The sequence below is a fragment of the Gordonia sp. SCSIO 19800 genome (assembly GCF_018132775.1).
Lineage (GTDB): Bacteria > Actinomycetota > Actinomycetes > Mycobacteriales > Mycobacteriaceae > Gordonia > Gordonia hongkongensis.
Window position 1 is genome coordinate 76,121 of sequence record NZ_JAGRQM010000017.1, and the last position, 23,554, is coordinate 99,674.

General features: G+C 66.1%; 24 protein-coding genes. 13 read left to right on the forward strand and 11 right to left on the reverse strand.

Annotated features, from left to right (window positions below):
* Positions 1–49: 49 nt before the first annotated feature.
* The 11 genes from KB201_RS17985 to KB201_RS18035 form a co-directional block, all read right to left on the reverse strand.
* On the reverse strand, positions 50–802 hold the full coding sequence (locus tag KB201_RS17985) for a DUF1275 family protein (protein WP_065629755.1): 753 nt from the start codon (positions 800–802) through the stop codon (positions 50–52).
* A 436-nt stretch (positions 803–1,238) separates the two neighbouring features.
* A complete protein-coding gene (locus KB201_RS17990; protein ID WP_211540033.1) occupies positions 1,239–1,835 on the reverse strand; it encodes a hypothetical protein in 597 nt (198 codons plus the stop codon).
* 141 nt (positions 1,836–1,976) lie between these two features.
* Positions 1,977–2,183 (reverse strand): hypothetical protein, encoded by a 207-nt coding sequence (locus KB201_RS17995; protein ID WP_058253556.1) that lies wholly within the window; start codon positions 2,181–2,183, stop codon positions 1,977–1,979.
* A 50-nt stretch (positions 2,184–2,233) separates the two neighbouring features.
* Positions 2,234–2,524 (reverse strand): hypothetical protein, encoded by a 291-nt coding sequence (locus KB201_RS18000; protein ID WP_058253555.1) that lies wholly within the window; start codon positions 2,522–2,524, stop codon positions 2,234–2,236.
* Positions 2,511–2,852: a hypothetical protein gene (locus KB201_RS18005; RefSeq protein WP_068972596.1), complete on the reverse strand. Its 342-nt coding sequence runs from the start codon at positions 2,850–2,852 to the stop codon at positions 2,511–2,513. Before KB201_RS18005 ends, KB201_RS18000 begins: the two co-directional genes overlap by 14 nt.
* Complete coding sequence (locus KB201_RS18010; RefSeq protein ID WP_139114248.1) at positions 2,849–3,121, reverse strand: hypothetical protein; 273 nt, start codon at positions 3,119–3,121, stop codon at positions 2,849–2,851. Before KB201_RS18010 ends, KB201_RS18005 begins: the two co-directional genes overlap by 4 nt.
* Positions 3,122–3,172: 51 nt before the next feature.
* Positions 3,173–4,549, reverse strand: a complete 1,377-nt coding sequence (locus KB201_RS18015; protein ID WP_211540035.1) for a hypothetical protein — start codon at positions 4,547–4,549, stop codon at positions 3,173–3,175.
* Between the two features lies 1 nt (position 4,550).
* Positions 4,551–4,961 (reverse strand): hypothetical protein, encoded by a 411-nt coding sequence (locus tag KB201_RS18020; RefSeq protein WP_078113620.1) that lies wholly within the window; start codon positions 4,959–4,961, stop codon positions 4,551–4,553.
* Between the two features lie 178 nt (positions 4,962–5,139).
* Positions 5,140–6,672: a long-chain-fatty-acid--CoA ligase gene (locus KB201_RS18025; RefSeq protein ID WP_078113621.1), complete on the reverse strand. Its 1,533-nt coding sequence runs from the start codon at positions 6,670–6,672 to the stop codon at positions 5,140–5,142.
* On the reverse strand, positions 6,669–7,793 hold the full coding sequence (locus tag KB201_RS18030; RefSeq protein WP_078113622.1) for an acyl-CoA dehydrogenase family protein: 1,125 nt from the start codon (positions 7,791–7,793) through the stop codon (positions 6,669–6,671). Before KB201_RS18030 ends, KB201_RS18025 begins: the two co-directional genes overlap by 4 nt.
* Positions 7,794–7,817: 24 nt before the next feature.
* Positions 7,818–9,020, reverse strand: a complete 1,203-nt coding sequence (locus KB201_RS18035) for an acyl-CoA dehydrogenase family protein (RefSeq protein WP_058253575.1) — start codon at positions 9,018–9,020, stop codon at positions 7,818–7,820.
* Between the two features lie 147 nt (positions 9,021–9,167).
* Between KB201_RS18035 and KB201_RS18040 the strand changes: the two genes are divergently transcribed.
* The 13 genes from KB201_RS18040 (at position 9,168) to KB201_RS18100 (ending at position 23,489) form a co-directional block, all read left to right on the forward strand.
* A complete protein-coding gene (locus KB201_RS18040; RefSeq protein WP_065629750.1) occupies positions 9,168–9,362 on the forward strand; it encodes a ferredoxin in 195 nt (64 codons plus the stop codon).
* 82 nt (positions 9,363–9,444) lie between these two features.
* On the forward strand, positions 9,445–10,335 hold the full coding sequence (locus KB201_RS18045; RefSeq protein ID WP_078113623.1) for a 3-oxoacyl-ACP reductase: 891 nt from the start codon (positions 9,445–9,447) through the stop codon (positions 10,333–10,335).
* Positions 10,336–10,398: 63 nt separating this feature from the next.
* Positions 10,399–11,163, forward strand: a complete 765-nt coding sequence (locus tag KB201_RS18050) for an ABC transporter permease (protein WP_065629749.1) — start codon at positions 10,399–10,401, stop codon at positions 11,161–11,163.
* 3 nt (positions 11,164–11,166) lie between these two features.
* A complete protein-coding gene (locus KB201_RS18055; RefSeq protein WP_004022039.1) occupies positions 11,167–12,018 on the forward strand; it encodes an ABC transporter permease in 852 nt (283 codons plus the stop codon).
* 57 nt (positions 12,019–12,075) lie between these two features.
* Positions 12,076–13,197: an MCE family protein gene (locus KB201_RS18060; protein WP_211540052.1), complete on the forward strand. Its 1,122-nt coding sequence runs from the start codon at positions 12,076–12,078 to the stop codon at positions 13,195–13,197.
* A complete protein-coding gene (locus tag KB201_RS18065; RefSeq protein ID WP_058253549.1) occupies positions 13,190–14,248 on the forward strand; it encodes an MCE family protein in 1,059 nt (352 codons plus the stop codon). Before KB201_RS18060 ends, KB201_RS18065 begins: the two co-directional genes overlap by 8 nt.
* Positions 14,245–15,465: an MCE family protein gene (locus KB201_RS18070; RefSeq protein ID WP_058253548.1), complete on the forward strand. Its 1,221-nt coding sequence runs from the start codon at positions 14,245–14,247 to the stop codon at positions 15,463–15,465. The genes KB201_RS18065 and KB201_RS18070 overlap by 4 nt, the downstream gene beginning before the upstream one ends.
* Before the next feature lies 1 nt (position 15,466).
* Positions 15,467–16,741 carry an MCE family protein gene (locus KB201_RS18075; protein ID WP_058253547.1) on the forward strand — a complete coding sequence of 425 codons (1,275 nt, stop codon included), beginning with the start codon at positions 15,467–15,469 and terminating at the stop codon, positions 16,739–16,741.
* Positions 16,738–18,021: an MCE family protein gene (locus KB201_RS18080; protein ID WP_058253546.1), complete on the forward strand. Its 1,284-nt coding sequence runs from the start codon at positions 16,738–16,740 to the stop codon at positions 18,019–18,021. The genes KB201_RS18075 and KB201_RS18080 overlap by 4 nt, the downstream gene beginning before the upstream one ends.
* Positions 18,021–19,454: an MCE family protein gene (locus KB201_RS18085; protein WP_058253545.1), complete on the forward strand. Its 1,434-nt coding sequence runs from the start codon at positions 18,021–18,023 to the stop codon at positions 19,452–19,454. Before KB201_RS18080 ends, KB201_RS18085 begins: the two co-directional genes overlap by 1 nt.
* Positions 19,451–20,323 carry a hypothetical protein gene (locus KB201_RS18090; RefSeq protein WP_374193954.1) on the forward strand — a complete coding sequence of 291 codons (873 nt, stop codon included), beginning with the start codon at positions 19,451–19,453 and terminating at the stop codon, positions 20,321–20,323. The genes KB201_RS18085 and KB201_RS18090 overlap by 4 nt, the downstream gene beginning before the upstream one ends.
* Entirely contained in the window at positions 20,323–21,018 is a 696-nt protein-coding gene (locus KB201_RS18095; protein ID WP_231742641.1) for a hypothetical protein, read from the forward strand. The genes KB201_RS18090 and KB201_RS18095 overlap by 1 nt, the downstream gene beginning before the upstream one ends.
* Positions 21,019–21,365: 347 nt before the next feature.
* Positions 21,366–23,489 (forward strand): heavy metal translocating P-type ATPase, encoded by a 2,124-nt coding sequence (locus KB201_RS18100; protein WP_078113628.1) that lies wholly within the window; start codon positions 21,366–21,368, stop codon positions 23,487–23,489.
* Positions 23,490–23,554: the final 65 nt, after the last annotated feature.

The window sequence follows — 23,554 nt, forward strand, 5'->3', positions numbered from 1 at the left end:
CGGCCTGCCCAGCAGTCGACGCGACCGGCCGACGACGCGGCCACTCATGTCAGCGGACGTCGGCACGCAAGAACTTGGGATGATCCAGACGCCAGGTGATCGCCGCGGCGACCACCGCGACCACGGCCAGGGTCAGTAGCGAGTTCCGTTCGTCGAAGGCGTTGAACAGCAGGCCGCCGAATCCTGCACCGGCGAGGAATCCCGCGTAGGTGCTCAGGTGAGCGACCCATCCCCATCGCTTGGCGCCGGACACGTGCAACCCGGCGCCCTGGCCAATTTTCACCAGGGTGCCGGTCACGTAGGACAGAGGCATGACGACCTCGCCCTTGCGGCTGATCGAGGTGTTGAGTGCGCCGAGACCGAAGGCCAGGCAGAGCACCGGGCCGGCGCCGAATTCTCGGTTGCCGTTTTCGAGGTTGATGTCGATGAGCCACGCGGCGATCGTCGAGCCCGCGGTCAGCATCGTCGCCCCGTGCCGGGCTTTGCGCCAGACGTACATCCTGGCCAGGGTGGCCACGAACACGCCGAGAACGAACACCACCACGGTCAGCAGAGCGGTGAAGCCGAGCTGGTGGGCCCCCTTGACGTGTTCGAGCACCAGTCGCTCGCTGTTGCCCGTCATGAAGGTCACGTACCACCCGGAGGAGTACAGCCACGCCGCCGCGCCGGTGGCCCCGGCCAACGCGGCGAGGACGGCGGCGAGAATCATTTCTCGCCCGTCGTGGAAGGGGCCCAGCAGCTCCGTTCGGGTTGACTGTCTGCGGGAGTCGGATTCGGGTGCGGTGCGTTCGGCTACGGTCATCGGTCGGCTCCAGTCCTGTCGATAGGGCTGTGGTCGTGATCGGCTTTCGAACGGGGGAGTGCGTCCCGGCGGCATCGGCGGTCTGTCCCGTCGGGGAAGCCCGAATTGAGCGGTTCCCTATCTCCCAGAGCACCGGAAGTCGGCCGTCGGCGCCACGTGAGTCCGACCACATGCGGGACCAGCCGGGCAATCGGTCACCAATCGTCCTGTCTTCGGAACCAACGCGTCGGCACGACCGTTGCGTCGAGGCCGCCAGTCGTCTTGATCCCGCGGCAGCGGCCACCCCGCGCTGGTTGAGCCGGCTGGCTGGTGCCCGCGCGGTCGGCCACCCCCCCGCTGGTTGAGCCGGCACCGAGCGGAGCGAGGAGCCGAGTCGAAGCCACTGGGTGACCGGGCGAGTGTCCCCGACGGCAACGGCCTCGCCGCTTGGCTCAGGCTAGGGCGAGGTGTACTCGGCCCACAGGTCGTCGACGATGTCGGCGACGTCTGGCGGGAGGCAGCTGGCGTCGGAGCACGGCCCCTGCGGCATGGGGGTCGGTGCGATCAGGGTGCCGACTTCGGCGGGAAGTGTCAGCCGCGTGGTTCGTGCGGTCGACGGCTTTCCGGTCGGGCCAAGCGTGCCCCACTGTTCGATGCCGTCGAACCCCGGTACCGTCGTGCATCCCCAGTACAGGTCGTAGGCGCCGTCGGGCAGGACGGTGGACCCACTCGGGCCCTCGTCGGTGAACACCTCGAGCGCCACGGTGCGCGTGCCGCCCGGCGCGATCAGTGCGCGCGGGTCGACCGGGTTGACGTATCCGAAGGGTGGTCGCGAGTCGCTGTCGGCCACAGACCCGGCCGGGAGTCCGAACATCTTGCACCCGATCACCGCCGTGGACCGGTTCGTGACGGTCACGGTGACCGAGTTGCCCGACACCGAGGGTGTGATCGTCACGTCGTTCGGTGCGGCGTTCGCGATCGCGGGGGAGAGGATTGCCGCGGTTGCACATCCGAGTGCGATGCCCAGGGTGCGGAGCAGGTACCTACCGGTCATGGTGTCCAGCCTCTCGTCGGGCGTACCGGTGCCAGTCTCACCCATTCGGAGCGCATCCACCACCAATGGACAGAATCCTCATCGTCCCGGCGGGCGCAGGTGTCGAACCGAGGGGGTTTGTGAGGCGGCGGTGTCGCTTCCTCAGGCGCTGGCGTACACGAGCAAACCCGCGAGAACCAGTACGTAAGTCAGGCTGCCGGCCACTAGGCCGGTGCCGATCTGGCGGGATGTGCCGGTGACGAGCATTGCCGCGCCGAGGACAAAGAGAAACAGAAACAGGAAGACGTTGGCGACCCACACGAACAGAAACGTGCACGGTGCCGCTACCAGCGTAAAGATCACTGTCATCGGAGTCGCGGGTCCGAAGAATCGGTTGTCGGGTGGCTCATCGCACGGGTTCACAGCCAACCCCCGTAGGGAATGACGGCCACACTCATGGTCACGGTGGCCGTCGTGATCGTGATAACCCAGCTGCGCGCAGCGGGACGTTTGACGATGGCGACGACACACGCGGTGGCTAGCGAGATCGTTACGAGGACGGGGAGAACGCGTGACGTGTCGGAGTTGAGCGCAGCGAGAAAGATCGCGACTGGCAGAAGCAACGACACGAGTGTCTGTGCCGCGTAGCTCAATTGGGTTGGCTTGAAAGATTCTCCGCCCACAGAGGCGACTTCGTCAGTCACTTCCATGTGACGTTTCTGGGTTGGGCGGAGCCGACAAAGACGATGTCGTGGACGGGCCGTCGCCAGTCTTGACGTAGTCGAAGAGTATCAGGATGCCAAGTGCGGCAACGAAGGTGAGGTACGCGACAGTAATCCCGGTACCGACTTGACGAGCCACCCCCCGATTCGCCATGAGCGCAATGCCGACGAATACGAACACGATATTGAGCAATATTCCGATCACCCACAGGTAATTCACCGCAATCAAAGCGAGGGTGATCGCGGCAACGCAGATGTAGGGCGTGATCGGTCCGAAGAATCGGTTGGCCGATTGGCGGTCGTCGCGATTTGTCACATCACACCAGTTATGAGGTAGACGGGCACCGCGGCCGCAACGACCACGCCTCCCCACGAGCGGGTGCGACGAGGTAGGGCAAGGGCGCATCCGATCAGCAACGTCGTCGTGGCCAGCACCAAGGCTATTACTACTCGGTTATCGGCGAATAGGAACGGAATGCCGAAACTCGAACATAGGATGGCAACGACGGTTGCCGTTTGGGCAGCGAAGACGCGTTGACCAGCCTGGTCGCCGGGTGGTGCGTTGCTGCTTGATTCGTTGGTCATGGACGCCGTCCTCATTTTTTTGCGGTATCTGTCAATAACTCGTTTGAATGGTCATTTGGCCTGATTGACCCTAGGAGGGTCGTCCGCACCGCCGAACTCGGTCATCTCGTCGATGGGGTGGGGCGGTGGGCCGTAGACGACAGACCCGGCGTCCTTGGGGAATCGAGATAGATCTGAGGTGTATTGCCCATAATGATGCTGAGAGGGGAGGTCGCGCAGTGGCCCGTATTCCGTATGATCGCCAGCGTCGTCCTGGAACATTATTCGAGTACGACCGTCAGGCATGTACTGGTACGTCTCCATCGAGGGAAAGTCCGTTCTTTCACCCGATACGCTGGCACCGTCGGCGCCCGGCGTGACAATGGTCTGGCCCCGTACACTCCAACCGATGTCCTCTGTATGAGGTGGCGCCAGGGGATCGGACGCGTCATATTTGATTGCCACGGTACCGTCGTGCAGTTGGCTCGCATGGACGGAAGGTGTTCCGGTCTTGACGTTGCCATTCTCATCGACCGAAGGGTTTTGCCGTGCCACGATCACGCCGTTCTCGTAATCGATGAAGTATGAGACGCGAGCGTCTTCTGGAGCGAAGTTCGGATCGAACCCGCGGGCGTCGCCGAGATTCCTCTTGAGTTCGAACTCGGAGAAGTTTAGCCCTGACACTACGCGCTCGGAGGGAATGAACAGCCCCGTGGCAACGACGCCCTGCCCGGGTACAGGATTGATCTTGATCACGCTGACAACCGGTGGGGCCCCTTTGTTCTTCGGATTGTAACTATGCGGGTCCAACGCGGCGGCCATCCGCCAGTCATTCTCACCAACCGGGACTCGACCGTAGACTTCGCGGAACGCGTCCACTTGGTTCGTCACCCGTGTCATCGAACCGCTTGATGTGGCGATTGACGCCGGTGTTATTCCGCTCAGCGCAGCCAAAGCGGAGTTGACTGCTGCGCTCGTGTCGCTCACCGCCTGGTCCGCAGCTATACCGAGATTGCGCAAGGCGATCTGGTGCTGAAAGGCGACATTTTCGTCGTACTCGGTGTCGGGTGGAGCTTTCGCTGCCTCGAAGGCCACCTCGTACTCGCGGCTTCCGCGGTTGAGCACATAACCCTGGGACTCTGATGACGTTGTCCCGTTCTCGAGGGCGGTGACTGCTCCTTCGATGGAAAACGCGCCGCGGTTCATCGCATCGGCCAGATCGCCGTATTCGTCCGCGACGCCGCGGAGCCAGCGTGTGATGGCCTCCGCTCGGTCATCGGCTGGTCCTCTGGCCGTACCCGTCCACTCCGCACCCGTCAGGTTGAGGACTGGGTTTCCAGCCTTGGGTGCCTCGGCGTCGAGACGAGCCTTCATAGCGAAGAGTCCATTGGCGATGAACCGGAGTTGATCAGGCGTCCATGCCGTGACCTCGTTGTAGCTCGGCGGCATGCTACCGCGGTCCCCTCTCCGTGACGCCCAGGAGAATTTCAAGCGGAACTGGGTGGTCCGTCAGTGGGCCGGTCCTCGAAGGGAAGGCGATCGTGCTCGAAATGCGGTTTGCTCCGGATTGATCAGTGTCGACGGTGGTGTCGCGGGCGTTGATCACCAACTCAGCAAAAGCAGAGATTGCCTTCGAAGCATTCGACATCGACGTCTTGATCTGCGAATCACCGGAGCTCGCGATATCGCTCATGTCGTCGGTCGCGCCTCGGAAGGAGCCGGCGAGGCCGCCGAACGTCTGGGTCGCGTAGGTGGTCCCCAGTCCTGCACTGAGGTGCAACCCCCCGATGTTCGAAGCGCACTGTTGGATCTCCATAGCGGCTGTGACCAGCGCTGCCGGATCTACGGTCAGATCTGCCATCGTCTCCCCCCGAGAGTGTGCGTAGAAGCTAGCACGATCAGCGCATACCAGAACTGTGCGCTGTCAACGTAGTGCGTGACGATCGCGAACGCGGAACGCCGTCCACAGGGGGCAGCAGATCCGTATGACGTTGTGCCCGGAAACCGGGCACAACGTCATACGGATCGTGGGAGGGAGCCTACGTCGCGGCGCGGTAGACCCGACCGTCCCGAACCCACGTCGGTGGGGTGGCATCGGAAGCCAGGAGGCGTTTGACGGTCTTGAAGGTCGCGGTCTCGGGGAGTTCGTCGACGAGCCGCACCCGGTGCGGCCACTGTTTCGGGCCGAGATCTTCTTGCGCGGAGAGGAACTGGCTCAAGTCGTCGGCCGTGAGCACGTCGGCGACGAGGACCGCCTCGATCTCGTCACCGATCTCGACCGGCACGCCGTGCACCGCGACCTGCCGTATCGCCGGGTGACGCAGCAGGATTCGCTCGATGGGGCCGGTGCCGATGTTCTCGCCGTCGACGCGCAACCAGTCGCCGAGACGTCCGGCGAAGTGCAGGTAACCGGCGTCGTCGACCCAGGCGAGGTCGCCGGTGTGGTAGATCCCGCCGCGCATGCGGTCCGCGGTGGCGTCGGGATCGTTGTGGTAGCCGGCGAAAAGGCCGGGCCCTGAGAGGTTCACGATCTCACCGACCACGCCGGCCGGAACGGGCTCGGCGGTGTCGACGTCGACGACCGCGGTCGGTTCGCGCAGTGGGCCCAGGGCATCATCGGGTGTGTCAGGGGTGCGCGTGATGGCCACGCCGCCCTCGGTGGATCCGAATCCGTCGACGACGCGGCAGCCGAAGCGTTCGGAGAACCGGAGCCGATCGCGGGCAGATGCCTCGTTGCCGTACATGATCCGCAGTGGACTCGCCGCGTCGTCGGGGCGCGGATCGGTCGCGAGGATGTAGTGCATCGGTTTGCCGACGTAGTTGGCATACGTCACGCCGTACCGGTGGACGTCGTCGACGAACCCACGCGCGGAGAAGCTGCGCCGCAACGCGATCGACGCCCCGCCCGCCACCGCGACGCACCACCCGGCGATCATCGCGTTCGAATGGAACATCGGCATCGAGAGATACGCGACATCGTTCGGCCCGATATCGAAGCGATCGGCCAGCATCGGACCGCTGGTCGCGAAGGTCCGGTGCGTACACCGCACGGCCTTCGGGTCGCCGGTCGTCCCCGACGTGAAGATCAGCATCAACAGGTCGTCCGGCGACGCATCGGCAAGGGGTGCCGGCTCACCCGCGATCACCGCGGCCGCCCATTCGGGCGAATCGACATCGACGACGCGGGTTCCGCTCAGGTCGAGGCCGTCCAGCAGATGCCGGGTGTCGTCGCCGCACAGCACGATCTGGCATTCGGCACGGGCGATGTCGGCGGCGAGTGCGTCGCCGCGGCGGGTGGTGTTCAGGCCGACCAGCACGAATCCGTGACGTGCCGCCGCGGCGAAGAGCGCGCTGAACACCGGCGTATTCGGCAGCAGCACGCCCACGTGACGCGGGCGGTCATCCGACAACCGGCCGCGCAACACCCCGGCCAGCAACGCCGCATCGGCGAGATGATCGGTCCAGGAGCGAAATCCGTCTTCGAACCAGACCCCGCGGTCGTCGATCTCGATCAGCGGAGCGAGCAGATCGGCGACCGTCGAGGCTTGCGTCGCCGCGACCGGTCGGTTCACGCCGGCGTGGCGGCCAGTTCGGCTCCGATGGCCCGCACCGAGGCGGTCGCGGAGCCGAATGCGAACTCGTTGTGCTTGGCGCGCAGGAAGTAACGATGGACCGGGTGACTGGTGTCGAGGCCGACACCACCGTGCACATGTACGGCAGTGTGCGCCACCCGGTGCCCGGCCTCGGCGGCCCAGAACTTGGCGGTGGCGACCGCGTTCTGCAGTTCCGGGGTGTGGCCGGTCGAATGGTCGAGCAACCAGGCCGCCTGCGTCGTCGTGAGTGCCAGCCCCTGGGCATCGATGTACCCGTCGGCGAGACGTTGGGCGACCGCCTGGAACGACCCGATGGCGCGGCCGAATTGCTCGCGATCGCGGGCGTACTCGGCGGTGAGCTCGAGGCCGCGTTCGACGACGCCGGTCTGTTCGGCGCAGCAGGCCAGGGTCGCACGCGCGATGAGTGTCGCGGCCGTGTCGGCGCCGCCGTCGAGAACGGCGTCGTCGGACACCGGCGTGCCGTCGAATTCGACCTGCGCCGACGGGATCAGCCCGGTGGCGGGGGTCGGGGTGACGACGACGCCCGGGGCATCGGCGGCCACGAGCACCGCGACGACACCGTCGGGTCCGGACGCGGTGACCACGAACATGTCCGCGGCCTCGGCGTAGGGGACACCGACCTTCACGCCGGTCAGGTCACCGTCGGACGAGAAGGTGGTTGCGGGCGAGGTGAAGTCGGTGGCCAGGTCCTCCTCGACCGCGACCGTGAGCACCGAGTCGCCGGTGGCCCCGGACCCGAGGATCCGCTCCCGGAGTGCCGACGAGCCGTGCGTGGCGATCACCGGAAGGGCGGCGATCGCGTGCGGACCGAACGGTACGCGGGCCAGCACGCGGCCGAGTTCGGTTGCCACGAGCGCATTCTCGACGATCCCGAGGTCGCCGCCGGCATCCCCGGCCGTCTCGGAGGACAACTCGAGGCCCAGGAGTCCGGCGCCGCCGAGTTCGCGCCACAGGTCCGCGTCGAGCGCGGCACGAGCCGTCTCCAGTTCGGCGACCCGGTCGGGGGTGCTGATCGACGTCGCGATGTCGCGGGCCAGCCCGCGGACGTCGGCGCCGGATTCGGGAAGTGAGAAATCCATTATGGGAACCCTTTTCGGTGGGGATCAGCGACGCTGGTGCGGCAGGCCGAGGGCGAGCATCGCGATGATGTCGCGCTGGATCTCGTTGGTGCCGCCGCCGAACGTGAGGATCAGCGACGTGCGCTGGAACCGCTCCAGGCGACCGTTCAGGTGCGCGCCGGTGCTCCCGGTTCGCAGCGTCGCGGCCGGTCCGACGACCTCCATGAGAAGTCGGTAGGCCTCGGTGGCGAACTCCGTGCCGTAGACCTTCGTCGCGGAGGCGTCGGCCGGGCTCGGCGATCCGCCGGAACTCGCGACCGAGGCGATCTTCCAATTGATCAGCTTGAGGAACTCGACCTTGGCGTGGACGCGGGCCAGGTTCTGCTGCACCCATGGGGCGTCGATCACCCGATGCCCGTCGCCGGTCTTGGTCTGCTGAGCCCACGCGATCGTCTCGCGCAGGGCGGTCTGGATCGGCGCCGCGCTGCAGAGCGCGACCCGCTCATGGTTGAGCTGGTTGGTGACCAGCGGCCACCCGCCGCCCTCCTCGCCGACGATCGACGACGTGGGGACCCGGACGTCCTGGTAGTACGTCGCGCTGGTGTCCACCCCCGACATGGTGTGCACCGGCGTGTAACTGAAGCCCTCGGCGGTGGTGGGCACGATGAGCATCGAGATGCCCTTGTGCTTCTTGCCGCCCGGTTCCAGCGTCGACGGATCGGTGCGACAGGCCAACCAGATGTAGTCGGCGTAGGCGACCAGACTGGTCCACATCTTCTGGCCGTTGATGACGTAGTCGTCGCCGTCGCGGACCGCGGTGGTCCGCAGTGCGGCGAGGTCGGTGCCGGCGCCCGGCTCGGAGTACCCGATGGAGAAGTGCAGTTTGCCCGCCGCGATCCGGGGCAGGAAGTACGCCTTCTGCTCGTCCGACCCGTAGTTCATGATCGTCGGCGCCACCGAGTTGATGGTGAGGAACGGGACGGGAGCACCCGCGATCGCCGCCTCGTCCGTGAAGATCAGCTGGTCCATCATCGACCTGTTCTGGCCACCGAACTCGGTGGGCCAGCCCAGGGCGAGCCAGCCGTCGGCGCCCATCTGCGCGACGACGTCACGGTACGCGTCGCCCTCGCCGAGTTCACCGTCGCCGCCGGACAGAGCGGCACGACGTTCCTCGGTCATGAGGCCGGAGAAGTAGTCGCGGAGTTCCCTTCGGAGCTCGGCTTGTTGGTCGGTATAGGCGATGCGCATCGACACTCCAAGGGGTGGATCGGCTAGCGTCCGGTCCCCACTTATGGTCAAGTTGACAGACGAAGTGCTCGTGCACTTCTGAAACACGTTCTAACCTGTTCTCACAGCCCAGTCAACAGGTGACCCATCGACGAGGAGACGGTTCCGATGCGTATCAAGGCAGATTTCGACCTCTGCGAGTCCAACGCCATCTGCGTGGGGATGGCTCCGGACTTCTTCGATCTGGATGACAACGACTACCTGGTGATTCTCCAAGAAGACATCCCCGCGGACCGTGTCGAGGAACTGCGTCAGGTCGCCGCCAACTGTCCGAAGTCGGCGCTGACCGTCGTCGAGGACTGACCCGAGCGAAAACGCCGATCTGTTCCATCCATCCGTGAATCATGCTAGAACAGGTTCTAATTTTAGCTCAGGAGGAAATCGGGTGGGTTACACGTTGGACGGTCGCGTCGCGGTCGTCACCGGTGCAGGTGCTGGTCTCGGTCGCGCGGAAGCCATCGGATTGGCCGCCGAGGGGGCCACGGTCGTCGTGAACGACCTCCCCGCGGCGCTCGATCAGAGCGACGTGATCGACACGATCACCGCCGCCGGCGGCCGCGCGGTCGCGGTGCCCGGCGACATCGGCGACTCGGCCACTGCCGCCGCCATCATGACGACGGCGACCGACCAGCTCGGCTCGCTCGACATCGTCCTGAACAACGCCGGCGTGGTGCGCGACAAGATGCTGTTCAACATGACCGACGACGAGTGGGACCTGGTGATCCGCGTACACCTGCGCGGACACTTCCTGCTCACCCGCAATGCGGCGGCCCACTGGCGCGCGGCCTCCAAGGAGGCGGGCGGCCCGGTGTACGGCCGGATCATCAACACCGCCTCGGAGGCCGGGCTGCTGGGTCCCGAAGGGCAGGCCAACTACGGCGCCGCGAAGGCGGGTATCACCGCACTCACGCTGTCGGCCTCGCGTGCCCTCAAGCGATACGGCGTGCGCGCCAACGCGATCTGCCCGCGGGCGCGGACCGCGATGACCGCCGCCGTCTTCGGCGACGCACCCACCGACGGAGTGGACCCTCTCGATCCCGAGCATGTCGTGCGGCTGGTCACCTACCTCGCCGGCCCCGACTCCGACGCCGTCACCGGCCAGGTGTTCGTCGTCTACGGTCCCAAGGTCACCCTGATGGCCGCGCCGACCGTCGACGAGGTCTTCGTCGCCGAGGGTGATGCGTGGTCCGCCGAGGACCTCGCGAAGACCCTGACGGGACACTTCGCCGACCGCGATCCGGGACGCACATTCTCGGCAAGCGCTCTGGTCAACTGACCAATTCTGCTCGATTGTGCGTGATAGGTTTCGCGATGGTGCGAGGGTGAAGGGGGTTGGGCGATGCTGAGCAAACTGGCCACACCCCTCAGTGGAATCGGTGATTTCGTGGCGCTCGGCGTCGAGTCGGCGCGCGAGCTGTTCCACCGTCCGTTCCAGTGGCGGGAGACCGTCGAACAGTCCTGGGCGATCGCCCGCGTGTCGATGGTGCCCACCCTCCTGGTCGCCATCCCGTTCACGGTTCTCGTCAGCTTCACCCTGAACATCCTGTTGCGCGAGATCGGCGCGCAGGACCTGTCCGGCGCTGGCGCCGCTCTCGGCACCGTCACCCAGATCGGCCCGATCGTCACCGTGCTGATCGTCGCCGGTGCCGGCGCCACCGCGATCTGCGCCGACCTCGGCGCCCGGACCATCCGCGAAGAGATCGACGCGATGAAGGTGCTCGGCATCAACCCGATCCATCGTCTGGTGGTGCCGCGGATCGTGGCCTCCACCGGGGTGGCGCTGCTGCTGAACAGCCTCGTCTGCACGATCGGCATCGGCGGCGGGTTCATCTTCTCCGTCTATCTCCAGGACGTGAATCCCGGTGCGTTCGTGGCCAACCTGACCCTCCTCACCGGATTCGGCGAGTTGATGATCTCGATGGTCAAGGCAGCACTGTTCGGCCTCTTCGCCGGAATGGTGGGCTGTTATCAGGGCCTCAACGTCAAGGGTGGCGCGAAGGGCGTCGGCGATGCCGTCAACGAGACCGTCGTGTACTCGTTCATGGCGCTGTTCGTCGTCAACGTCGTGGTCACCGCGGTCGGTCTCAAGGCAACGGCGGGCTGAGTGATGGTACTTCCGTTCACCACCCGGTTCCGGACCGCGCGGGTCGCGGTCAAGCGCGCCGGCGAGGATTGGGATCAGATCGGCGATCAGGCGCTGTTCTACTGGGACAGCGTCGTGTCGATCCCGCGCGCGATCAAGCACTACAAGAAGGAGACCCTGCGGCTCATCGCCGAGATCTCCATGGGCACCGGCGCATTGGCGATGATCGGTGGCACCGTCGTGGTCGTCGGGTTCCTGACCCTGTTCACCGGCGGGACGATCGCGGTCCAGGGGTACAGCTCGCTGGCCAACATCGGCGTCGAGGCGCTCACCGGCTTCTTCTCGGCGTTCATCAACGTGCGCATAGCCGTGCCGGTGATCTCCGGGATCGCGCTCGCCGCGACCATCGGTGCGGGCGCGACCGCGCAGCTCGGCGCCATGCGGGTGTCGGAGGAGATCGACGCCCTCGAGACGATGGCCATCTCCTCGATCCCGTACCTGGTCAGCACCCGCATCATCGCCGGCCTGATCGCGATCATCCCGCTGTACGCGCTGGCCTCGCTCGCCTCGTTCCTCGCGAGCCGCTCGGCGACGGTGTTCCTCTACGGACAGTCACCGGGTGTGTACGACCATTACTTCGACACCTTCCTGATCCCGTCGGACATCCTCTGGTCCTTCGTGCAGGCCATCTGCATGGCCGTCGCGGTGATGCTCATCCACACCTATTACGGGTACAACGCCTCCGGCGGCCCGGTCGGCGTGGGCGTCGCGGTCGGCAACGCGGTCCGCGCGTCGCTCGTCGTGGTCGTCGTGATCACCCTGCTCACCTCCCTCGCCATCTATGGCGCGGACGGCAAGTTCAACCTGGCGGGCTAAACCATGAGCAGAAAACAAGAACGGACACGGAGAACCCGTCGCCTGGCCGCCGTCGCGATGGTCGCGGCGCTGCTCGCGCTGATCATCGGCGCCAGCGCGTCGTTCCTCGGCGCGTTCAAGGGCACCCAGCAGATCACCCTGGTCGCGCCGCGTGCCGGCCTGGTGATGAATCCCGACGCCAAGGTCAAGCTGCGCGGGGTCGAGGTGGGGCGCGTCGCGGAGATCACCGAGCGCGGGGGCGATGCGATCCTCACCCTCGACATCGCCGACGGTGACATGGCGAAGATCCCCGCCAACGTGGCCGCCGACATCAAGTCGAACACCATCTTCGGCGCCAAGGCCGTCAACTTCGTGGTGCCCGGCGAGCCGGAGGGCACGCTGACCGCGGGTGCCGAGATCCCCGCCGACCGCGTCGTCGTCGAACTGAACACCGTGTACCAGCAGCTCGTCTCGGTGCTCGCACAGCTGCAGCCGGAGAAACTCAACGCGACCCTCGGTGCGATCAACACGGCGCTGCAGGGTCAGGGCGAGGAGATCGGCGATGCCCTCGAGCAACTGACCACGCTGCTGGGCAAGACCAATCCGCATCTGCCCGCCCTGAACCGACTCTTCCGGGAGGGCGCGACCGTCACCAACGTCTACGCGGATTCGATGCCCGATCTCCTGCGCACCGTCGACAACTTCACCGTTGTCGGGAACACGTTGGTGGACAACACTTCCAACCTCGACGCACTGCTCATCAACGCCACCGGGATGGCCAACACCATCGATGGGGTCATCGCCCCCTCGAAGAAGACGCTCATCGGAGCGCTGTCGGATCTCGATCCCATCGCGGCGCTCCTGGGATACAACGCCCCGGGGATCAAGTGCTTCCTCACCGCGGGCGCGATCGCCTCCGAGGTCGCGGCGCCGTTCCTCGGTGAACGCAACGGCATGCTGATGCTCGACGCGAGCATCCTCCCCGGCAAGGATCCGTATCAATATCCGTACGACCTGCCGCGGGTCGGCGTCGAGGGACCGCCGACGTGCCAGGGCGGACTCAGTGATCCCGCAACCAAGGTGCCGGCACCGTTCTACGTCGGCGACAACGCACCCCAGCCCTACCAGCCCAGGACCAAGCCGAAGGCGAACTCGCAGAAGCTGTTCCAGATCCTGTTCGGAGAACCGCCCCGTGGATAACCGCGCTCGCGCGTTCCGCGCGACCCTGATCAAACTGGGTGCCTTCACCGTGGTGATGGTCCTGGTCTTCGTCGCGCTGGTCGTCGTCTTCAGCCGCTATCGGTCCGGCGCGTCGAACGAGTACAGTGCCGTCTTCACCAGTGCATCGGCGATGAAATCGGGCAGCAAGGTCAAGATCGCCGGAGTCGAGGTCGGGTCGGTCGGTGATGTCGAGCTGAACCGCGACAACGATGCCGTCATCACCTTCAGCGTCGACCAGCAGTATCCGCTGCCGGAGTCGGCACGCGCGTTGATCCGATACGAGAACCTCACCGGCGACCGGTATCTCGAGTTGCAGCAGGGGACCGGCAACACGTCGACCTTCCTTGCCGACGGCGCGCAGATCCCGATCGGCCAGACCGAGCCCGCACTCGATCTCGACAAGCTCGTCGGTGGTTTCAAACCACTGTTCCGGACCCTGGACGCCGACGAGGCCAACGCGCTGACCAGTTCGCTGATCGCGGTCTTCCAGGGGCAGGGCGGCGCGTTGAACACGTTGCTGGGCAACACCGCGTCGTTCACCGACTCGCTGGCCGACCGCGACCAGTTGATCGGCGACGTGATCGACAACCTCAACACCACCCTCGCCACCCTCGACGGCGACCGGGAGGGCCTCGACACCAGCGTCGACCTCCTGCAGCAACTCGTCACCGGGCTCGCCGAACAGAAGAGCACCGTCGGCAACGCATTGACGCAGACCTCGCGCGTCACCAACGGTCTCGCCGACCTGTTGGGCACCACCCGGCCGACCCTGCAGTCGATGGTGACCAACACCGGACGGGTCTCGGAGGAGTTGCTGGCCGCGGAACCGTTTGTCCGGAACCTGATCTCGCGACTTCCCGAGGACTACAAGACGCTGTCGAACCTCGGCTCCTACGGCGCCTGGCTGCAGATCTACTTCTGCCGCATCCGGCTGATGCTGCCGGCGCCCGGCGGTCAGACCATCCTGTACACGTCGAACAACGTGATGGGGAACTCGACGACGGCAGGCGGAAGGTGTGACGGCTCATGAGTCTTCCGTTCGGCGGCATGTTCTCGAGCCGTAGATCCGAATCCGACGAGGCCGACGTCGCCCGCGAGCAGAAACGCGGACAGCGGAGTCGCGCACAGGTCGGCGTCATCGGCATCGTCGTGATCGGCCTGGTGGTCATCACCGCGATGCAGATGGACAAGCTGCCCTACATCTCGCCGATCAGCACCTACACCGCCTACTTCGACGACGCCGGCGGACTCACCAAGGGCGACATCGTCTCCGTCTCCGGGGTCCAGGTGGGCACGGTCGAGTCGATCGAACTGGCCGGTACCGACGCCGGGACCAAGGTCAAGGTCGGGTTCCGCATGGACGACACCGTCGAGATGGGGTCGGACTCCCAGGCCGCGATCCGGACCGAGACCGTCCTGGGCCGACGCAATCTCACGGTCATCCCGCACGGAGGCGACCGGATCAAGCCCGGTGGCTCGATCCCGGTCGGCAACACGATCTCGCCGTATTCGCTGCAGGACGCACTCGAAGGAGCGACCGACACCGTCGCCGACACCGACACCGACCAGCTCAACGAGGCGCTCAACACGCTGACGATCACGTTCTCCGAGACACCGGATCAGGTCCAGGGGGCGGTCAACGGTGTTGCGCGGCTGTCGAAAGCGGTCGCCGACCGCGACAAGGAACTGCGGGCGCTGCTCGCCAAGGCCAACCAGGTGAGCAAGATCGTCGGCGACCGCAACGAACAGATCAACCGGTTGCTCATCGACGCCAACGCGCTCGTCGGGGAGATCGAGATGCGGCGCTACGCGCTCAACCAGCTGATCAAGGGGATCGGTGACGTCACCGCTCAGCTGCGGGGCTTCATCGCCGAGAACAACGCGCAGCTGACGCCCGTGCTGCAGAAGTTCGACCGCGTCGCGACGATCCTCACCGACAACGAGAAAGAGCTGAAGGAGACGATCGACCGTCTCGGACCGTTCGCGAACACCCTCGGCGAAGCAGTGGCGTCGGGCCCGAACTTCGATTCCCTCGTCGGCGTGAACACCTTCGGCGACTACACCGCGGTGTTCCTCAACGCCCTGCGCGGTCGGTACCCGCAGCTGTGGCAGTCGCTGATGTACACGGGCAACCCGCTGCTTCCACAGGGCTGGAGCCTGGGACCTCCAGCGGGTAGCGATACGCCGCGCGGACCACTGCCCAGCCCGACCTATCCCACGCCCGCGCCGACCACGAGGGGGAGGTGACATGACCGTCGGAAGTATGTCCATCGGACGCAAGGTGCTCTTCGGGGTACTCGCCGTGATTCTCGCGGTCGCCCTGGTCCTCGTGGGCTGGAAGGTGTTCACCAAGTCGACGACGAATACGTTCACCGCCTACTTCGCCGGGGTCGCCAGTCTGTACAAGGGGGACCCGGTCCGGGTGCTCGGTGTGAACGTGGGTAGCGTCTCCGCGATCACCCCGCGCGAGAACGACGTGAAAGTCGAACTGCGCGTGGACAAGAGCGTCGACATCCCGCAGGACGCGAAGGCCGTCATCGTCGCGCAGAGCCTGGTCTCCGGTCGGTTCGTACAGCTGACGCCGGTCTACTCCGGTGGGCCGGAGATGTCCGACGGCGCCGACATCCCGATGGACCGCACCGCGGTGCCGATGGAGTGGGACGACATCAAGGCCCAGCTCACCCGACTCACCGAGGCCATCGGTCCGCAAGGGGCCGATCCGGGCTCGGCGGCCAAGGCGGTGAACGTCTTCGACGAGAATCTCGAGGGCAACGGCGAGGCGATCAACGCGTCGATCCGGGAGGTGTCCGACGTGATCGGCACCCTCGCAGCCGGCAGCGGCGACCTGTTCGCCACCATCCAGAGTCTTCAGAAACTCACCGATGCATTGTCGGGAAGCCACGAGCAACTCGTGCAGTTCAACGGCCGGATCGCCTCGGTCAGTTCCGTGCTCGCGGACAACACGACCGAGCTCGATGAGGCGCTCAAAGGTCTCGACGCGGCGATGACCGATGTGCAGACCTTCATCGACACCAATCAGACGGCGCTGTCGTCATCGGTGGAGCGTCTGGCCGCGAGTACGAAGATCGTGGCGGACAAGGACGAACAGGTGCGTGGCGTGTTGCATTCGGCGCCCAACCAGCTCGCGAACTTCTACAACATCTACAACCCGCTTTCGGGATCCCTGTCGGGTGTCTTCGGTTTGGGGATGGGAACAAATCTCATCACTCTGTTGTGCGGAACCATGGAATCCACCAAGCGGCCGGGATCGACGATGGCGGATGTCGACAAGTGTGTGGAGATCCTGGCTCCGGTCCTGTCGTCGATCTCGATGAACTACCCACCGTTCCTGACCAATCCGGTGCAGGGTCGCAACGCCACGCCGAGCCAGCTCGAGTACCAGAACGCGAGCGTCCGGGCTCGTGCGAATGCCGGGGTCACCCGGCTCGACAACGAGACCCGTCGTGACAACCGGGGCAGCCCGCTCGAGGATCTGCTGGTGCCGTTCGGGGGTGAGCGATGAGGTCGGTACGACCCCGTGGTTCGCTCATCGTGGGCGCGGCGAGCCTCGCGCTCGTCCTCGCCGGATGTTCCTTCGACGGCCCCAACTCGCTCCCGGTCCCTGGAGCCGAAGGTACCGGCGGTGAATCCTACGAGATCACCGCGGTCATCCCGTCGGCGGCCGGACTGGTCAACAACGCGCCGGTGCTCATCGACGACGCGACGGTCGGCAGCATCGGCGACATCGAGGTCCAGGACTGGAACGCGCTCGTCACGATGCGGCTCAACGACGGGGTGATCGTCCCGCGCGGTTCGCATGTCATGGTCGGGCTGACCAGTGTGCTGGGTTCGACGCACCTCGAGATCGTGCAACCGGCCGAGCCCGAGGGCGGCCGGCTCGAACCCGGCGACCAGATCCCCCTGACCAAGTGTCCCGAGCAGTCCAACATCGTGACCGACCCGTCGGTGCCCGCGGTGCCCGACATTAATGCGGCACAACAGGTGTCGGCGTGTACCTACCCCAGTACCGAGCAGGTGCTGAGTTCGCTGTCGGTGGTCCTCAACGGCGGTGGGTTGTCGCAGATCGGCGACATCGTGCACGAGATGAGCGACGTCTTCGGCGGACGCGAGGAGCAGATCAAGGAGCTCATCCCGCGGTTGAACACCCTCGTCGCCGATCTGGATGCGCAGAAGGGCAACATCATCCGCGCGACCGAGGGACTCGACCGGTTGTCGCGCACCATGAACGAGCAGAAGGGCACCATCGAGCGGGCGCTCGCCGACGCCCCGCAGATCCTGCAGTTGCTCGTCGACCAGCGTCAGCAGTTCCTCGACACTCTCGGTTCGGTCGCGACGCTGTCGAAGACCGCCAACGACATCCTCGACGCCAACTCCGAGGACATCGTGACGATCGTGGAGGGGATCGAACCGGCCCTCGATCAGCTCCAGGCCGCGGGTCCCGCGATGACTCAATCGCTGAACATCCTGCTGACCTTCCCGTTCTACGAGCCGACGATCCGACAGATCGTCAAGGGTGACTACGTGAACTCCGATCTGGTGCTCGACCTCACCGTCGAACGACTGAGCAAGAGCATGTTCGCCAGCCTCGGCGTCACCGGCCCCGAGGGCGTCTTCGGACGGCCCGCAGGCGCCGCCGCGCGCGGACTGAACCCGTTCATCGCGCCCCTGCAACCGGGCGGCGAACGCGTGCCCGACTCGGCCGAACCGATTCCGGCGAACATGGTCCCGCGGGTCTCGCCGACCACGCCGGCGGCAGTCCCGGCCGCGGGAGGTGGCCGCTGATGAAGATCACGAGATTCGTCCGGATGCAGCTGATGATCTTCGCCATCGTGACCGTGGTCGCGATGGTGGTGATGGCGCTGTTCTACATCCGCATCCCGTCGATGTTCGGGGTCGGCAGTTACCAGGTGCAGCTGCTGCTGCCCACCAGCGGTGGGCTGTACCAGAACGCGAACGTCAGCTACCGCGGCGTGTACGTCGGCAAGGTCGACTCCGTGCAGCTGACCGACACCGGCGTCGAAGCGGTGCTGACGATCGAGAACAGCGCGGAGATCCCGGCTTCGTCGACCGCGTCGGTGCGCAGCGTCTCCGCGATCGGTGAGCAGTTCGTCGAGTTCACGCCGGATCCCGAGGCGGGCGAGTCCGGCGAATACCTGCAGGACGGCGCGACGGTGTCGACCGACGAGGTCCCGGTGGAGATCTCGGCGATGCTCGACCAGGCCGACCGCCTGCTGGCCGAGATCGGTGACACCCGTTTGCGGTCGCTGATGGACGAGGCGTTCATCGCGTTCAACGGCACCGGGGAGGCGTTGCAGCGCCTGCTGGACTCGATGGTGCTGTTCGTCGACGAGGCGAACAAGAACACCGACACGACAATCCAACTCGTCGAACAGGGCGCACCACTGCTGGCAACCCAGTCACGTACGGCCGACGACATCCGTTCCTGGACAAGAAACGTCACCGCGTTCACCGATCAGTTGCGGGCGAACCGGCCCGAGATCGGCGACATCCTGCGCAAGGGGCCGTCGACCGCGTCGAAGAGTCAGGAACTCTTCGAATCCCTCGGTGCGTCGTACCCGTTGCTCGTGTCGAACCTCGGTACGATCGCCAAGACCCAGGTGGTGTACCTGCCGAACTGGAAGCAGGTGCTCGTTCTCTATCCGCGACTGGTCAGTTCGTTGATCACGGCCGTGAACACCGGCACCAACCGGTTCGGTCCGAACGTGAACTTCTCGCTCGGTTTCCAGGACCGGCCGCCGTGCAACATCGGTTTCCTCCCCAAGGAGGACTGGCGTTGGCCGTCGGTGCAGACCGCCCGGGAGCTCCCGCCGGGAATGCTGTGCCGGGTGCCGCAGAACTCCAACATCGCCGTCCGCGGTGCGCGTAACTATCCGTGCGCGGAGTTTCCGGGCCGTCGCGCACCCACCCCCGCAGAGTGTGCCACAGGCTACGTACCGAAACCGGGCTCGGTCGACCCGTTCCAGAGTGGGCTGCCGTTCGGCCTGAAATGGCAGCCGGCGTCCTCCGGTACCGTGACACCCGGCACACCGAAGGACTTCGACGCGGAGCCCGCGGTGTATGCGACGACCTACGACCCGGACTCGGGTGACTTCATCGGGCCCGACGGGAAGACCTACAACGCCGGGGCCGGCAGTGATGAGCAGGAACAGAGCAGTACATGGCAGACGATGATCAGCGGGACGGTCACCCCGTGACGCCGGACGGTCCTCGCACGACGTCCCCGGAACGGTCCGGCTCGGAGCGTGCAGGTGATCGCCGCAACGTGAAGCGGCCGGTGCGGTCGGCGCCGATCCGGCGTGGGCGTCCGACGGGGAAGAAGCCGTCGACGCCGGCCGCCCCGGTCCCCGCGCCCGTGGAACCCGAGTCCTCGGATGTGGCCGCCGCGCAGCCGATGACCACCGCCGAGCACGAGGAGAAAGTCACTGCGGAGCAGTCGATCTCGCCCGACCCGTCCGAGGTCGAGAAGACCGTCGGTTACCGGGAGCGTCGACGCGCCCGGACGGCCGCGGCGTCGTCGGCGGCGGTGACGCGGAAAGGCAAGCGTCGCGTCCGTTATCGCGGGTCCGATCGTCGTCGGTCGGCGAAGGCGATCGTGGGCGTCGTGGTGGCGCTCGTGGTCATCGTCGTGTGCGCCATCGCATCGGTGGTGTTCGCGCTCGGCATCGCGCGTCAGGACCGGACCGACGACCTGCGGGCCGAGTATTCCGCGTTCGCTTCGCAGGTTCTCGTGAACCTGACCAGCATGAATCCCGACACCGTCGACCAGACGCTGACGTCGGTCCAGGAGGACACGAGCGGCAAGGTCAAGCAAGAGGTCGAGAACAACATCCAGCAGGTGGCGGCCCTTGTCCGGGACGGCAAGCTCGAGACCCGCTCGCTCATCCTCTCGTCCGCGGTGACCAAGGCCGAACCCGACGAAGGCTCGGTCATCATGGTGTTCGGCTGGCATCAGCGATCGCTCGACGGCGAGGTGCCGTCACAGGAGAAGGTGTTCCGCTGGCGGGTGGACATGACGCGGATCAACGGCGACCTCAAGATGACCGACTTCGAGTGGGTGGCGTGATGTCGGCCCGCTCCGAGTCCGCGCCCCGATCCGAGCCCGCGCCGAAGTCGACCGGATCTCGATTCGCCCTGCGCAAGGGGCGCCTGGGTCTGATCGCACTCGGCGTGGTGCTGGTCGCCGCGATCGCCGTGACCGCATTTCTCGGTTTTCGCTTCACCCAGGGCCGCGGGGTCGAGGACGCCCGCGCATCGTCGCTGGCGGCGGCCCGGGACTATGCGACGACGATGTTCGGGTACAACGCCGAGAACGTCACCGAGCACATCGACCAGTCGATGAGTGTGCTCACCGGGCCGGCGAAGCCGGAGTACACGAAGCTGATCACCGACAACAATCTCGCCGCCGAGGTGCGCAAGCAGTCGGTGGTGTCCGAGGTGACGATCCAGGACGCGGGTGTGGTGACCAACACCGCGGACACCTCGCAGGTCCTGATCTTCATGAATCAGTCGGTGACCCGCGGCAACAAGGAACTCGTGAGCATCAACCCGTCGCGGCTGACCTTCGACATGAAACGCGAGGGCGACCGCTGGATGATCAACTCGATCGAGGTGATCACCGACGACACGTTCCGATCGAAGATCGAGGTCGTCGAGTCATTGCCGCCCGACGCGAAGCCGCTGCCCGGCCCGAGTTCGGCACCCTCCGGTGCGCCGTCCCCGGCTCCCGGCCCGTCCGTGGCGCCGGTGCCGACTCCCTGACCGCCTTAATCCGTTGCGGCCCGCCCGAATCGGGCGTACGTTCGCGGGTACACAAGGAAGGAGGTGGTCTGATAGTGATTTCTCATCGGACATGTGAGGTGACCATCCGTTAGCAGTTGACCGTGTGGCATTCGTGTCGCACCGAGGCGGGATTCCCGCCGGTCGGCGCAAGCGAATACCAGGTGGTCACCCGGCCCCCGCATCCCGACCCGGTCCGGTCGGCGCAGGCCCTTCGTGGGCGGTGCGGGGGCCGTTCCATGTCTGCTGACGGTTTTGTTCGGTGAATACCCCTACAGGGTAGAAGTACCCCTGGCGTATATACCCTAGGGGGGTATACCCTCGACCTCATGAACACGCACCACGACCATCCACCGACAACGCCGGCACCGGCCGACCACGCGCACCGCCCCCAGTTCGATCCCGGGCCCGACGGCCACGAGGGGCACGCCGATCACACCGGCCACGGCGGACATGCCGGCCATGCGGGCCACGGCGACCACGTGGCGCAATTCCGGCGACTGTTCTGGATCATGCTCGTGCTGGCGGTCCCGACCGTGGCCTTCAACGACATGTTCGCCGACATACTCGGCTACGGTCTGCCCGACGCGGAGTGGGTCCGGTGGGTGTCACCGCTGCTCGGCACAGTTCTCTTCGTGTGGGGCGGGCGCCCGTTCCTCGTCGGCGCGGCCGCCGAGCTCCGAGCTCGTCGCCCGGGGATGATGCTTCTGATCTCGCTCGCGCTCACCGTCGCCTTCGTCGCCTCCTGGGGTTCGACGCTGCACCTGTTCGACCACCACCTGAATTTCTGGTGGGAGCTGGCACTGCTCGTCGTGATCATGCTGCTCGGCCACTGGATCGAGATGCGCTCGCTGGCCCGGACGACATCGGCTCTCGACTCACTCGCCGCGCTCCTTCCGGACGAGGCCGAGAAGGTCGTGGGCAGCGACATCATCTCGGTATCTCCCGAGGAACTGGTCGTCGGCGACGTGGTCGTCGTCCGGCCCGGCGGGTCCGTGCCCGCCGACGGCGCCATCGTCGACGGTTCGGCGAGCATGGACGAGTCGATGGTCACCGGGGAGTCGGCACCCGTTCGGCGGGAGGTCGGTGACGTCGTGGTCGCCGGCACCGTCGCGACCGATTCCGGACTGCGGGTCCGCGTGACCGCGACCGGCGACGACACCGCGCTGGCCGGGATCGGACGCCTCGTCGCCGATGCGCAGGCATCGTCGTCACGGGCCCAACGACTCGCCGATACCGCGGCCGGGTGGCTGTTCTGGTTCGCACTCGGCGCCGCGGTCCTCACCGCGATCGCCTGGACCGCGGTCGGATCGCCCGACGAGGCGGTCGTTCGCGTGATCACGGTGCTGGTCATCGCATGCCCCCACGCGTTGGGACTCGCGATCCCGCTCGTCGTCTCCATCGCCACAGAGCGGGCCGCGCGCGCCGGGGTCCTGATCAAGGACAGGCTCGCCCTCGAGTCGATGCGCAACGTCGACGCCGTGCTCTTCGACAAGACCGGCACCCTGACGAAGGGAGAACCGACCGTCCTCGAGCTCGAACCGGCTCCCGGGCAGGACCGGCGTCGAGTGCTGACCCTCGCGGCCGCCGCGGAGGCGGGCAGTGAGCATCCGCTGGCCTCGGCGATCGTGCGGGCCGCTCGAGATGAGGGAATCGATCTGCCCGTCGCACAGGACTTCTCCTCGTCGCCTGCGGTGGGGGTGTCTGCATCCGTCGACGGCCACGGGGTCCGGGTGGGTGGACCCAACCTGCTCGCCGAGCGCGGCCTCGACGAACTGCCCGTCGCGTCGTCGTGGCGGGAGCAGGGGGCGATCATCCTGCACGTGCTCGTCGACGATCGTGTCGTGGGGGCGTTCCGGCTCGCCGACGAGGTGCGTCCGGAGTCGCGTGTGGCCGTGGACGAACTCCACGCTCTCGACGTGCAGGTCGTGATGATCACCGGCGACGCGCAGGCGGTGGCCGACGATGTCGCCGGCCGGTTGGGCATCGACCGGGTGTACGCCGGGGTCCGACCCGAGGACAAGGCCGCCATCGTCGCGGACCTGCAGCACGAAGGTCGTCGCGTCGCGATGGTCGGCGACGGCGTCAACGACGCCCCCGCACTCGCGCAGGCCGACGTCGGGATCGCGATCGGTGCCGGCACCGACGTGGCCATCGGCTCGGCCGGCGTCATCCTCGCCTCCTCTGATCCGCGATCGGTCCTGTCGGTCATCGAGCTGTCGCGTGCCGGCTATCGGAAGATGGCGCAGAACCTCTGGTGGGCAGCAGGTTACAACCTCATCTCGGTGCCGTTGGCGGCCGGGATCCTGGCGCCGATCGGGTTCGTCCTGCCCATGAGTGTCGGCGCGATCCTGATGTCCGCCTCGACGGTGGTCGTGGCGTTGAACGCACAGCTGCTGCGTCGACTCGATCTGCGTCCCGGTTCCATCCGAAACCGATCCGGGCGCAGGTAGGGCAGCGCTACAAGATTCGCGTAGCGCAGTACTCGCGAAACCGCGGCGTGAAACCGCTGGACTGG